The sequence below is a fragment of the Mesorhizobium sp. M0833 genome (genome assembly GCF_040319905.1).
Lineage (GTDB): Bacteria > Pseudomonadota > Alphaproteobacteria > Rhizobiales > Rhizobiaceae > Mesorhizobium.
This window is the reverse complement of the sequence record NZ_JAMYOQ010000003.1, coordinates 63,530-77,043: the sequence shown is the minus strand read 5'-3', so window position 1 is coordinate 77,043 and position 13,514 is coordinate 63,530. Positions and strand designations below refer to the sequence as shown.

The 13,514-nt window shown below is 64.9% G+C and carries 7 protein-coding genes; all 7 read left to right on the top strand.

From position 1 onward, the window contains the following. The first annotated feature begins 29 nt into the window (after positions 1 to 29). The 7 genes from NKH98_RS04445 to NKH98_RS04415 all read left to right on the top strand — a co-directional run bounded on the left by NKH98_RS04445 (position 30) and on the right by NKH98_RS04415 (position 13,446). A complete protein-coding gene (locus NKH98_RS04445) occupies positions 30 to 1,226 on the top strand; it encodes a serine hydrolase domain-containing protein (RefSeq protein ID WP_352896866.1) in 1,197 nt (398 codons plus the stop codon). A 31-nt stretch (positions 1,227 to 1,257) separates the two neighbouring features. Further along, positions 1,258 to 2,439 carry a serine hydrolase domain-containing protein gene (locus NKH98_RS04440; RefSeq protein WP_352896865.1) on the top strand — a complete coding sequence of 394 codons (1,182 nt, stop codon included), beginning with the start codon at positions 1,258 to 1,260 and terminating at the stop codon, positions 2,437 to 2,439. Positions 2,440 to 2,562: 123 nt separating this feature from the next. Then, on the top strand, positions 2,563 to 4,875 hold the full coding sequence (locus tag NKH98_RS04435; protein ID WP_352896864.1) for a Tex family protein: 2,313 nt from the start codon (positions 2,563 to 2,565) through the stop codon (positions 4,873 to 4,875). 239 nt (positions 4,876 to 5,114) lie between these two features. Next, positions 5,115 to 6,320, top strand: a complete 1,206-nt coding sequence (locus NKH98_RS04430) for an acyl-CoA dehydrogenase (RefSeq protein ID WP_352896863.1) — start codon at positions 5,115 to 5,117, stop codon at positions 6,318 to 6,320. Positions 6,321 to 6,764: 444 nt separating this feature from the next. Further along, positions 6,765 to 10,136: a transglutaminase family protein gene (locus NKH98_RS04425; RefSeq protein ID WP_352896862.1), complete on the top strand. Its 3,372-nt coding sequence runs from the start codon at positions 6,765 to 6,767 to the stop codon at positions 10,134 to 10,136. Between the two features lie 6 nt (positions 10,137 to 10,142). Next, positions 10,143 to 12,554 carry a circularly permuted type 2 ATP-grasp protein gene (locus NKH98_RS04420; protein ID WP_352896861.1) on the top strand — a complete coding sequence of 804 codons (2,412 nt, stop codon included), beginning with the start codon at positions 10,143 to 10,145 and terminating at the stop codon, positions 12,552 to 12,554. Positions 12,555 to 12,561: 7 nt separating this feature from the next. Continuing rightward, positions 12,562 to 13,446 (top strand): transglutaminase family protein, encoded by an 885-nt coding sequence (locus tag NKH98_RS04415; RefSeq protein ID WP_352896859.1) that lies wholly within the window; start codon positions 12,562 to 12,564, stop codon positions 13,444 to 13,446. The last annotated feature ends 68 nt before the right edge of the window (positions 13,447 to 13,514 follow it).

Genomic DNA, 13,514 nt, shown 5'->3' with positions numbered 1-13,514 from the left:
CGGGCCTTTTCCCGGCGATCGGACTGCCTATGATTTCTTATCGCAACAGCGAACCGGCGCCGCCGATCATGCAGGGTTCGCCGCCGCGGATGGTGCCGCCGAAGCTCGACTGGGACCGGCCGCCATGGAACCGCTGGGCGTTCCAGCATATTCGCGAAATCCTGCCGACCGTCGAGGTCTGGCGCGGCAATGGCCATCGCCACAGGCTGGAGCGAGCCGAGGTCGATCTCGACGTGCTGCCGGTGGGCGACAGCATGGGGCAGCCGACGACGCTGGCTGGACTGCTTGACGAGACTTACACCGACGGCTTCCTGGTGCTGAAGGGCGGCAAGGTCGCCTATGAGCGCTACTTCAACGGCATGACCGAGCGCACGCTGCATCTGTCACAGTCGATGGCGAAGTCGGTCACGGCCTCGGTGTTCGGCATTCTGGTCGGACGCGGACTGATCGATCCGGGTTTGCCGGTGACCACCTATCTGCCGGAGCTGGAAGCGACCGGCTGGGCAGGCGCCAGCGTGCAGCATGTGCTCGACATGACGAGCGGCGTGCGCTTTTCCGAGGAATACACCGACCCCTATTCCGACATCGGCCAGGTCGATGTCGCCACCGGCTGGAAGCCGGTGCCGCCGGACTGCGATCCGGAATTGCGCTGGCCATCGCATATGTTCGAACTGATCCTGGGGCTCAAGGAAAAGAGCCGGCCGCACGGCGCTGCCTTCGAATACCGCTCGATCGAGACCGACGTGCTTGCCTTCATCATGGAACGGGTGAGCGGCAAGCGCCTGGCGCAGCTGGTCTCGGAAGAGCTCTGGCAAAAGCTCGGCGCGGATGAAAGTGCCTGCTTCACCGTAGACAGCGCCGGCTATGCGGTTGCCGACGGCGGCTTCAACGCCACGCTGCGCGACTATGGCCGCTTCGGCCAGCTGATCCTCGACAATGGCGGCGGCGTCGTGCCGGCCGAGTGGATCGAGGCGACGCGCAACGGCAGGCATGGGCCGGACTTCAGCCCCAGCCTGCCGGAAGGCAGCTATCGCAACCAGTTCTGGATCGAGGATCCGCGCTCGCGGGCGCTGATGTGCCGTGGCGTGTTCGGGCAGCTGATCCACATCGACTGGGATACGAAAATGGTCGTGGTCAAGCTTTCGAGCTATCCGGATTTCACTAACGTCGCCTATTCTGTGGCGACGCTGAAAGCGGTGCACGCCATCGCCGCGGCGCTCGCCTGAAACTCGGCCAAAAGATCCTGAAGGAAACGCTATGACCGGCAAGACCGCGTTCGAGACCAGGTATGGCTTTGCCCGAAACCAAGTGCTGCTCGGCAATTGGCGGGAAAGCCCGTTCAGCCGGTGGTCGTTCCAGAATGTCGGCGAACTGGTGCCGAGCGCTGCCGTGACGGCAAGGCCGGGCAGCAGCGAGGCGCCGGCGCAGGATTTCGGCGGGCTACTTGGCGAAAAGGTCGCCCTTGCAGGCGGCGCGGAGACTGTCGCGGCGTTTCTCGCGCGCTCCGATACCGACGCGCTGACGATCATGAAAGCCGGCAAATTCGTCGGCGACTGGTTTGCACCGCATATGGAGTTCGGTGAGCGCCACATCGTCTTTTCGATCAGCAAGTCGCTGACCGCCATTGTTGCCGGCATATTGGAAGGCGAGGGGATTTTCGATCCGCAGGCTCCGGTAAGCCGCTACCTGACCGAAGCCGTCGGCTCGGCCTATGGCGATGCGCGTGTGCGGCACGTGCTCGACATGAGTGTCAGCCTCGATTTCGAAGAGGCCTATCTCGATCCGGAAAGCGCCTTCGCCCGCTATCGCCGTGCAATGCTGTGGAATCCAGGCGGGGGCACCGAGAGCCTGGCCACTTTCCTCACGACGCTGCAGGGCCTGACCGAGCCGCATGGCCGGACGTTCCGCTACCTTTCGCCCAATTCCGACCTGCTCGGCATCCTGCTCGAACGCGCGTCTGGCCAGCGTTTCGCCGATCTGATGCGCGAGAAATTATGGGAGCCGCTCGGCGCCGTCGGCGACGCCTCGGTGACAGTCGACATGGAAGGCACGGCGCGTACCGCCGGCGGCATTTCGGTGACACCGCGCGACCTTGCGCGCGTCGGCGAGATGATGCGGCAAGGCGGCGTGGCCAATGGCCGCCGCGTCGTGCCGGAAGCCTGGATGCGCGACACGACCGAAACCGGCGGTGACGCCGAGGCATGGCGGCGCGGCACGATGGCGTCCCTGTTTCCGCGTGGCCGCTATCGCAACAAATGGTACCAGACGGGCGCGGCAAGCGGCGCCTTCTGCGGCATCGGCATCCACGGCCAGTGGCTTTACGTCAATCCGATGGCTGAAATGGTAATCGCAAAGATGTCGTCGCAGCCGGTACCGGTCGACGATCCGCTCGATCTGGATTTGATTTCTTTCTTCGAGGCGCTGAGCCGGATGGTCTGATCCGATCTGTACCGCTCATGCAGCTTTCCTGTGGACCTTTCAGCGGGTTGAAAACGCTGCGGTTGGCGCAGCGGGCGTCTCCGCCTATGGTCGCTGCTCTTTTCGACCAACGACAGGTAGGACATGGCATCCGACATCAAGCGCATCGCAACCATCATAGCCGCCGAAATCGGCGCGCGGCCCGAACAGGCTGCGGCGGCGATCGGTTTGCTGGACGACGGCGCGACAGTCCCGTTTGTGGCGCGCTACCGCAAGGAGGTCACCGGCGGCCTCGACGACACGCAGCTGCGCGATCTTGCCGAGCGGCTCGCCTATCTGCGCGAACTCGACGCGCGCCGCGACACCATCCTTGGTTCGATCCGCGAGCAGGGCAAGCTGACCGAGGAGCTTGAAGCGAAAATCGCTGCTGCCGTGACCAAGGCGGAACTCGAAGATATCTACCTGCCTTACAAGCCGAAGCGCCGGACCAAGGCGGAGATCGCGCGCGAGCGTGGGCTGGGCCCGCTGGCGGAAGCTATTCTCGCCGACCGTACGGCCATGCCCGCCGAGCTGGCGCTGGCCTACATCAGCGAAGGCGTGGCAGACGCCAAGGCAGCGCTCGAGGGTGCGCGCGACATCCTGTCCGAGCAGTTCGCCGAGAATGCCGACCTGGTCGGCAGATTGCGGACTTATATGAAGGAACGCGCATTCCTGCGGTCGCGCGTCGTCGACGGCAAGCAGGAGGCCGGCGCCAAATTTTCGGACTATTTCGACCATGTAGAGCGCTGGGCCAACGTGCCGAGCCATTGCGCGCTGGCCATGCTGCGCGGCCGCAACGAGGAGGTTCTGTCGCTCGACATCGAGGTCGATGCCGACGATGCCTCGCCGGTGAAGCCGGTCGAGCGGATGATTGCCGATGCTTATGCCATCGGCCGCCAGTTGCCGGGAGACCGCTGGCTGATGGAAGTAGCCAGCTGGACCTGGCGCATAAAGCTGTCGCTGCACCTGACGCTCGATCTGATGCGGGACTTGCGTGAACGGGCCGAGGAAGAAGCGATCCATGTCTTCGCCCGCAATCTCAAGGATTTGCTGCTTGCCGCCCCTGCCGGCTCACGGCCGACGATGGGCCTCGATCCGGGCATTCGCACCGGCGTCAAGGTGGCGGTGGTGGACGGCACCGGCAAGCTGCTGGCGACGACGACGGTCTATCCGTTCCCGCCGAAGAATGATGTCCGCGGCACGCAGGCCGAACTGGCCAAGCTCATCCGGCTGCATAAGGTCGAGCTGATCTCGATCGGCAACGGCACCGGCAGCCGCGAGACTGAAAGGCTGGTGGCCGACATGCTGGCTGACATGCCTGCCGGGTCCGGGCCGAAGCCGCTCAAGGTGATCGTCAGCGAAGCCGGTGCCTCGGTCTATTCCGCCTCGGCAACGGCGGCGGCGGAATTTCCCGGCCTCGACGTGTCGCTGCGCGGGGCGGTGTCGATCGCCCGGCGCCTGCAGGATCCGCTCGCCGAACTGGTCAAGATCGAGCCGAAGTCGATCGGCGTCGGCCAGTATCAGCACGACGTCGATCAGTACCGCCTCGGCCGCTCGCTGGAAGCGGTGGTCGAGGATGCGGTCAACGCCGTCGGCGTCGACCTCAACACGGCGTCAGCGCCGCTTCTGGCGCGGGTTTCGGGTCTCGGCGCATCGCTGGCCGAGGCGATCGTTGCGCACCGGGACGCGACCGGCCCGTTCGCAAACCGCCGCGAGCTGTTGAAGGTCTCCCGCCTTGGACCCCGCGCGTTCGAGCAATGCGCCGGCTTCCTGCGCATTCCCGACGGCAGCGAGCCGCTCGATGCCTCCGCCGTGCATCCGGAAGCCTATGGCGTGGCCAAGAAGATCGTTGCGGCCTGCGGGCGCGACGTTCGCTCTCTGATGGGCGACAGCGCCGCACTCAAGGCGCTCGATCCGCGCGTCTTCGTCGATGAGCGCTTCGGCCTGCCGACGGTGCGCGACATCCTGGCGGAGCTGGAAAAGCCCGGCCGCGATCCGCGCCCCGGCTTCAAGACCGCGACCTTTGCCGATGGCATCGACGACATCAAGGATCTGAAGCCCGGCATGCAGCTTGAAGGCACCGTCACCAATGTCGCGGCCTTCGGTGCCTTCGTCGATATCGGCGTGCATCAGGACGGATTGGTGCACGTCTCGCAACTGGCTGATCGGTTCATCAAGGACGCGCATGAGGTGGTCAAGGCCGGCGACGTGGTCAAGGTGCGTGTCGTCGACGTCGATATCAAGCGCAAGCGCATTGGCCTGTCGATGCGCAAGGATGGCGACGGTGGCGCACCGAAGCCACGCGACAATGGCAGCAGGGCGGTGCCGCGCGCGCCGGCGCCCCAACGCCAGCCGGAGCAGCCGGCGCAGCAGGGCGCGTTCGGCGCCGCGTTGGCCGATGCGTTAAAGCGGAAATAATTTCGCGAGCCGGGCTATGGCAGGTCAGACGGCGGCGCTCGACATTGATGATCCATCACCAATGCTCATGGATCGGCGAAGCTATTTCGTTTGATTTTTTCAGGACGGGAGCCGATAAGCCGCGCGTTTCAAGATTTCTGTTTCGATGCATGTCGTTATCTCCAGGCTGCCGAACACCCTCGGGTCAGGCCCGCGGGCAAGCTTTGGGCGACATGCATGAGTTTGGGAGACCGAGAGCCATGGCCGCCGACAAGAACGCATTCGTCTGGGATGATCCTTTCCTGATCGAGGACCAGCTTTCGGAGGACGAGCGCATGGTGCGCGATGGCGCCGCGGCGTTTGCAGCCGACAAGCTCGCTCCGAAGATCGAGGAAGCCTACCTCGAGGAAAAGACCGACGCCGGGATCTTTCGCGAAATGGGCGAGGCGGGTCTGCTCGGCATTACCATCCCCGAGGAATATGGCGGGCTCGGCGGCAACTACGTCACCTACGGGCTGGTCGCGCGGGAAGTGGAGCGGATCGATTCCGGCTATCGCTCGATGATGAGCGTGCAGTCGTCGCTGGTGATGTATCCGATCCATGCCTATGGCTCGGAAGAACAGCGCAGGAAATACCTGCCGAAGCTGGCGTCGGGCGAATGGATCGGCTGCTTTGGCTTGACCGAACCTGATGCCGGTTCCGACCCGGGCGGCATGAAGACGCGGGCCGAGAAGACCGCGAACGGCTACAGGATCTCCGGCTCGAAAATGTGGATTTCCAACGCGCCGATCGCCGATGTTTTCGTCGTCTGGGCAAAGTTGTCCGACGAAACTGGGGGCGCGCATGACAACCAGATTCGCGGCTTTGTCCTGGAAAAGGGCATGAAAGGGCTGTCGGCACCGAAGATCGGCGGCAAGCTGTCGCTGCGCGCATCGATCACCGGCGAAGTGGTGATGGAAGGCGTCGAGGTCGGCGAAGATGCGCTGCTGCCCAATGTCTCGGGTCTCAAAGGACCGTTCGGCTGCCTCAACCGGGCGCGCTACGGCATCTCCTGGGGTGCGATGGGCGCGGCCGAGGATTGCTGGCACCGCGCCCGCCAGTATGGCCTTGATCGCAAGCAGTTCGGCAAGCCACTGGCCGGGACGCAGCTTTTCCAGAAGAAGCTCGCCGACATGCAGACCGAGATCGCGCTCGGCCTGCAGGGCAGCCTGCGCGTCGGGCGGCTGATGGATGAAGGCAAGATGGCGCCGGAGATGATCTCGCTCGTCAAGCGCAACAATTGCGGCAAGGCGCTCGACATCGCCCGCCAGGCCCGCGACATGCATGGCGGCAATGGCATCCAGATCGGCTACCACGTCATGCGACACGCCCAGAACCTGGAAACCGTCAACACCTATGAGGGCACGCATGACGTGCATGCGCTGATCCTCGGACGGGCGCAGACCGGGTTGCAGGCGTTCTTTTAGGGTTCAGGCTCCGCTTCCAGGATGCCCGTAACTGGTATCTCCCCTCGCAAAGCGGGAGATCGGCAACTTTCGTCGACCATGCCACATTTTGTTCTTGCTTTGTTCCGGCAGCTATGCTACTAATTTCGCTATGGTGCCAATCGGCGCCGACGACCCGCCCACCGAGGCGGGTTTTTCTTTCAGCTTCTTATCGACCAAGCATCGCGTGTGCTGCCGATCATCGATATCGGCGGGACAGTGCCCGGTGCTGACCCGCCGGCCTTCGGCTCTGCAGCGTTGCAACGTGTTGCCGCCACACTGCGGAATCCCGGGGTCGGCGCTCCGTTTCGTGAGCTATGAAAGCTGCTTAATTTAGGTGCAGCGCAACATCTCTGCTTGGAGAATGCTCAGCATTCGTGTCAGGGTTCAGCGAACTCCTTTTGAAACGCCGACTTCAGGGGCACCATGGCAATTCTGGCAGCCGTCTATCACCTGACCCATTACAAATACGACCGGCCGGTCGTATTAGGCCCGCAAGTCATAAGGTTGCAGCCTGCGCCGCATTCCCGCACCAAGGTGCTCAGCCATTCGCTGAAGGTCGGGCCGGCAAATCACTTCGTTAATTTGCAGCAGGACCCCTACGGCAATTTCCTGGCCCGCTTCGTCTTTCCCGAGCCGGTGACGGAACTGAAGATCGAGGTCGATCTCGTTGCCGACATGACGGTCTACAATCCGTTCGATTTCTTCGTCGAGCCCTCGGCCGAGACGTTTCCGTTCGAATACCCCGAAGAGATCAGGGACGATCTGACCATCTACCGGACGCCGGAACCGGCGGGGCCGCTGTTGGAGGCATTCCTGAAAACCATCGCGCGCCACCCGACCAACACCGTCAATTTTGTCGTCGACCTCAATGCGCGGCTGCAGCGCGAGATCGCGTATATCGTGCGCATGGAAACCGGCGTCTTCTCGCCCGAGGAAACGCTGGCCGCCGGCAAGGGGTCGTGCCGGGATTCGAGCTGGCTCCTGGTGCAGATACTGAGGAACCTCGGCATCGCCGCGCGCTTCGTCTCCGGCTATCTGATCCAGCTGAAGCCCGACCTCGTCGCTCTTGACGGGCCGCCCGGCACGGCGACCGATTTCACTGACCTCCATGCCTGGTGCGAGGTGTATCTGCCGGGCGCCGGTTGGATCGGCTTCGACCCGACCTCCGGCCTGCTCACCGGCGAAAGCCATGTGCCGCTCGCGGCAACGCCGCATTTCCGCAACGCCGCGCCGATCTCCGGCATGGCGAGCTTCGCCAATGTCGAGTTCGGCTTCGACATGCGGGTCGACCGCATCGCCGAGCATCCGCGCATTACCAAGCCGTTCTCCGACGAGAGCTGGCAGGCGCTGGACGCGCTGGGGGTCGAGGTCGATGCCGCGCTCCAGGCCGGCGACGTGCGGCTGACCATGGGCGGCGAGCCGACCTTCGTCTCGATCGACGATTTCGAGGCTGCAGAGTGGAACACCGCCGCCGTCGGGCCAACCAAACGCGAAAAGGCCGATGCGCTGATCCGCCGGCTGCGCGAGCGCTTCGCGCCGGGCGGCTTCCTGCATTACGGGCAAGGCAAGTGGTACCCCGGCGAAAGCCTGCCGCGCTGGACCTTCTCGCTCTACTGGCGCACCGACGGCGAGCCGGTGTGGAGCGACCCGTCGCTGATCGCGCATGAAAAGAGCGAGGCGGATGTCGGACCGATGCAGGCCGAGAGCCTCCTGACCGCGATTGCCGACGAACTCGGCATCGACAAGACGATGGTCAGCGAAGCCTATGAGGATCCCGCCGAATGGCTGCTCAAGGAGGGCAAGCTGCCTGACAACGTCGATCCTTCCAATTCGAAGCTGGAGGACCCGGAGGAGCGCAGCCGCATGGCGCGGGTGTTCGAACGCGGGCTGACCAAGCCGTCGGGCTATGTGCTGCCTGTCCAGCGCTGGAACAGCCAGGCGTCAGGACCGCGCTGGCGCTCGGAGAAGTGGAAGACGCGGCGCGGCAGGCTGTTCCTGGTGCCGGGAGATTCACCGGTAGGTTACCGCCTGCCGCTCGGCACGCTGCCTTACGTGCCGCCGGCGCAGTTCCCCTACATCGTGCCCGTCGATCCATCGCTGCCGCGCGGATCGTTGCCGGCGCGTGAGGCGATCTTGCCCGGTTCTGTTTCTTCGCCCGCTCCGGCCGAGCTGGAAGGCGCCGAGGAGATGGCGCGACGCCAGCAGGCCGTTTCCTTCACGGCCGCCACCGGCCAGCAGGACCGTGTCGAACAGGAGATCACCGAGATCGGCGGCGGCGGGCGCCCGGCGCGGGCGGTCGAGCCGCGCGACGGACGGCTTTGTGTGTTCATGCCGCCGGTCGAGGCGCTGGAGGACTATCTCGAACTGGTCGCGGCGGCGGAGAACGCGGCAAAGGCTATTGGCCTGCCTGTGCATATCGAGGGTTACGGCCCGCCGCACGATCCGCGCCTCAACGTCATCCGTGTGGCACCTGATCCCGGCGTTATCGAAGTCAATATCCACCCCGCTGCGAATTGGCAGGATTGCGTGGCGACGACCACGGCGATCTACGAGGAGGCGCGGCAGACGCGGCTTGGCGCCGACAAGTTCATGATCGATGGCCGCCATACCGGCACCGGCGGCGGCAACCACGTCGTCGTGGGCGGCGCAACGCCCAATGACAGTCCGTTCCTGCGCCGCCCCGACCTGTTGAAAAGCCTGGTGCTGCAGTGGCAGCGGCATCCGTCGCTGTCCTATCTGTTCTCCGGCCTGTTCATCGGCCCGACCAGCCAGGCGCCGCGCTTCGACGAGGCACGCCACGATTCGCTCTACGAACTCGAAATCGCGATGGCGCAGGTGCCGCATCCGGACAAGGGCGCCGCACCCCTGCCGTGGCTGGTCGACCGGCTGTTCCGCAACCTTCTGACCGACGTGACCGGCAATACCCATCGCTCGGAAATCTGCATCGACAAGCTGTTTTCGCCGGACGGGCCGACCGGCCGGCTCGGGCTGGTCGAATTCCGCGGCTTCGAGATGCCACCCAACGCGCGCATGAGCCTGGCGCAGCAATTGCTGGTGCGCGCCATCATCGCTCGGGCCTGGAAGAACCCGCTCGACGGCCGCTTCGTGCGCTGGGGCACCTCGCTGCACGACCGTTTCATGCTGCCGCATTATGTCTGGGCTGACTTTCTCGATGTGCTGGACGACCTCAAGCTGAACGGCTTTGCATTCCGTCCGGAATGGTTCGACGCCCAGCTCGAATTCCGCTTCCCGTTCTGCGGCGAGGTCCAGCATGCCGGTATCAAGCTGGAGCTGCGGCAAGCGCTGGAGCCGTGGCATGTGATGGGCGAGCAAGGCGCGATCGGCGGCACCGTGCGCTTTGTCGATTCTTCCGTCGAGCGGCTGCAGGTGAAGACCGAGGGGCTCAACCCGGAGCGTCACGCGGTCGTCTGCAACGGTCGCCTGGTGCCGATGAAGGCGACCGACAACCGCGAGATCGCGGTGGCCGGCGTGCGCTTCAAGGCCTGGCAGCCGGCGTCGGGCCTGCATCCGGCGCTGCCGGTCAACACGCCGCTGGTCTTCGACATCTATGACCGCTGGTCGGGCCGCGCGGTCGGCGGTTGCGTCTACCACGTCGCACATCCCGGCGGGCGCAGCTACGACACGTTCCCCGTCAACGGCAACGAAGCGGAGGCGCGGCGGCTCGCCCGCTTCGAGCCGCGTGGCCATACGCCGTCCAGCTATGTGCTGCGCAACGAAGAAGCCTCTGAAGATTTCCCGATGACCCTTGACCTTCGGCGACCGCAAAGACTCTGATCAGCCATGGCGAAGGGGAATCACAAAAGGCTGCGCAGCAAGCCGCAAACCCACAGTCTGCTGGAGCACTACCAGCCGATCGACGGCGTGGTCGACGAGATGGTCGATGCGTCGGGCAATCCGCGGCCGGCCTGGCGGCACTTCATCGAGGCGCTGGAGGACCTGGGGCCGGAAAAGCTTGCCCAGCGCTTCGCCCGCGCCGACCAATACCTGCGCGATGCCGGCGTCTATTACCGCGTCTATGACAAGGCCGGCGCCAACGAGCGGGAATGGCCCCTGGCGCATGTGCCGCTGCTGATCGAGGAGCAGGAATGGGCTGACATCAGCGCCGGCCTGGTCCAGCGCGCCGATCTGTTCGAGGAGACCATCGCCGACATTTACGGGCCGAACCGTCTGGTCGAGAAAGGCATTCTGCCGGCCGGATTGATCGCGGCCAGCCCGGAATATTTGCGGCCGGTCGTCGGCACCAGGCCGGCCAGCGGCCATTTCCTGCATTTCTGCGCCTTCGAGCTCGGCCGTGGCCCGGACGGCCGCTGGTGGGTGCTTGGCGACCGCACACAGGCCCCATCCGGCGCCGGCTTCGCACTGGAAAACCGCGTCGCCACCACAAGGGCGCTGTCCGACATCTACGGCGAAATGCATGTGCACCGCCTGGCCGGCTTCTTCCGCCGTTTTCGCGATGCGCTGATCGGCATGGCCAAGCAAGCCGGCGGCCGTGTCGCCATCCTGACGCCGGGACCGCTGAACGAAACCTATTACGAACATGCCTATATCGCCCGCTATCTCGGCATCATGCTGCTCGAGGGCGAGGACCTGACTGTCTCGAGCGGCAGGCTGATGGTGCGCACGGTTTCGGGGCTGATGCCGGTGAGCGTCTTGTGGCGGCGGCTCGACGCCGCCTTCGCCGATCCGCTCGAACTGCGGCCGGACTCGCAGATCGGCACGCCGGGGCTGGTCGAAGCGGTTCGGCAGGGGGCGGTTTCGGCCGTCAACGCGCTTGGCTCGGGCCTGATGGAGACACGCGCGCTGCTCGCCTTCCTGCCGAAGATTTCGCGCGCACTGCGCAATGAGGAGCTGCTGCTGCCGACCGTCGCGACGTGGTGGTGCGGGCAGGAGGCGGAGCGCGAGCATGTGCTCGCCAATATCGATAGCATGGTGATCGGCCCGGCGCTGTCGACGCGGCTTGCCTTCGAGGATGACGGCTCGACCAAGCTCGGGTCAGCGCTGTCGGTCGAGGAGCGGGCCGAACTCGTCGCCCGGATCGAACGGGACGGCGGCGACTTCGTCGGCCAGGAAGTGGTGACGCTATCGACCACCCCGGTCTATGTCGGCGGCTGGCTGGAGCCGCGGCCGGCAAGCCTGCGCGTCTATCTGGCGCGGACGCCCGAAGGCTGGACCGTGATGCCGGGCGGTTTTGCCCGTGTCGGCTTTTCGCTCGACCCGACGGCCATCGCCATGCAGCGCGGCGGCCAGGCGGCGGATGTCTGGGTGGTCAGCGACAGGCCGGTGGAGCGCGAGACGCTGCTGCCGCAGGAGCACGACAGCTTTACCCGAACCTTGCCAGGCAGCCTGCCCAGCCGCGCGGCGGAAAACCTGACATGGCTTGGGCGCTATATCGAGCGGTCGGAAGACACGGTGCGCATCCTGCGCGCCTACCATGTGCGGCTGGCCGAGACATCCGATCCCGAGATGCCGCTGCTCGCCGATATCAGGGACCATCTCGCGCCGTTCGGCATCGATGTCGAGACGGCAATCCCATTGGGGCTCATCAGCACCTTGGACAGCGCCGTCTACAGTGCCGGACAGATCCGAGACCGTTTCTCCCCGGATGGCTGGCTGGCATTGAAGGATCTGTCGAAGACCATCCATCAATTTGCCGCGACGGTGGCGCCGGGCGATGACGCGACAAGGGCAATGACGGTGATCCTGCGCAAGCTGGCCGGGTTTTCCGGCCTGCTGCACGAGAACATGTACCGCTTTGCCGGCTGGCGTTTCCTCGAAATCGGCCGCAGGCTCGAACGCGGCATCCAGATCGCCCGCACGCTCGCCCGGCTGACCAGAGCCCAGGCGCCTGAAGGCGCACTCGACATGATGCTGGAGATCGGCGACAGCGTCATGACGCACCGTCGGCAATATCCGGTGCAGGCGGGGCGGCGCACGGTGGTCGACCTTCTGGCGCTCGATCCGCTCAACCCGCGCTCGATCCTTTTCCAGCTCGAACGGCTGAAGGCCGAAATCGCGCTGCTGCCCTCCGTCGGCGCTGAAGGCCATATGTCGCCGGCGGCCAAGGAAATTCTGCAGCTCAACACGTCGATCGCCATCAAGGAGCCCTCGGACATGACGGCCGAGGCCCTCGGCGATCTCGCCAATGAAATCGGCGGGCTCTACAACAGCCTCGCCAAAGCCTATTTCGGGTAGAGACAGCATGCTCTACGACATCAGGCTTCACCTGCGTTACGACTATGATGCGGCGGCCGGCGGCGGCCGCCATCAGGTGCGCGTGCTGCCGCCGACCATCCCTGGCGTGCAGCGCGTCGTCGCCGCTTCACTGTCCTTTGTGCCGGCGCCCAGCGAACGCTCCGACTTTTCCGACTTTTTCGGCAACAGTGTCACCTCGATCGCCTTTCGTGACGCGCATGATGCGCTCGACATCAGGATGAGCGCGCGTGTTTCTGTATCGCGGCCGGAGCCCGGGCTCGACGTATCGCCGGACATACGCCGGCTGAGGGAAGAACTCGGCGCCGTGCACTCGCTGGCGCCGGCGTCGCCGCATCACTTTCTGGCCGCCAGCGATCATGCCGGCATCGACCCGGCAATCACTGCCTATGCGAAAGACAGTGCCGGCAGTTCGACAGTCGGCACGGCCATGGCTCTGTGCAACCGCATTCACCGCGATTTCACCTATGACGGCGAGGCGACCACCGTGCAGACGCGGGCCAGCGACGCCTTCGGCCTGAAGCGCGGCGTCTGCCAGGATTTTTCCCACATCATGATCGCCGGCCTGCGCGGCCTCGGCATTCCCGCGGGTTATGTCAGCGGGTTCCTCCGCACCATCCCGCCGCGCGGGAAGCCGCGGCTCGAAGGCGCCGACGCCATGCACGCCTGGGTCAAGGTGTGGTGCGGACGCGATGCCGGCTGGCAGGAATTCGATCCGACCAATGGCATGCGGGCAAGCAACGACCATATCACGGTCGGCTACGGCCGCGACTACTCCGATGTGGCGCCGATCGTCGGCGTGTTGAAAACCACGGGCGGGCAGGTCGGCGAACAGGCGGTCGACGTCATACCGGTCGTCCTAGAAAAGGCGTGATGACGCACGTCTTCGTTGCACGGCGGCGGCGATAGGCTGGAACCAAGAGATCAAGAGGCGGTGGAACC

Bases quoted from the DNA above. Each gene is read 5' to 3' on its own strand.
- NKH98_RS04430 (WP_352896863.1), top strand. From the start codon at position 5,115: ATGGCCGCCGACAAGAACGCATTCGTCTGGGATGATCCTTTCCTGATC.
- NKH98_RS04445 (WP_352896866.1), top strand. From the start codon at position 30: ATGATTTCTTATCGCAACAGCGAACCGGCGCCGCCGATCATGCAGGGT.
- NKH98_RS04435 (WP_352896864.1), top strand. From the start codon at position 2,563: ATGGCATCCGACATCAAGCGCATCGCAACCATCATAGCCGCCGAAATC.
- NKH98_RS04440 (WP_352896865.1), top strand. From the start codon at position 1,258: ATGACCGGCAAGACCGCGTTCGAGACCAGGTATGGCTTTGCCCGAAAC.
- NKH98_RS04415 (WP_352896859.1), top strand. From the start codon at position 12,562: ATGCTCTACGACATCAGGCTTCACCTGCGTTACGACTATGATGCGGCG.
- NKH98_RS04420 (WP_352896861.1), top strand. From the start codon at position 10,143: ATGGCGAAGGGGAATCACAAAAGGCTGCGCAGCAAGCCGCAAACCCAC.
- NKH98_RS04425 (WP_352896862.1), top strand. From the start codon at position 6,765: ATGGCAATTCTGGCAGCCGTCTATCACCTGACCCATTACAAATACGAC.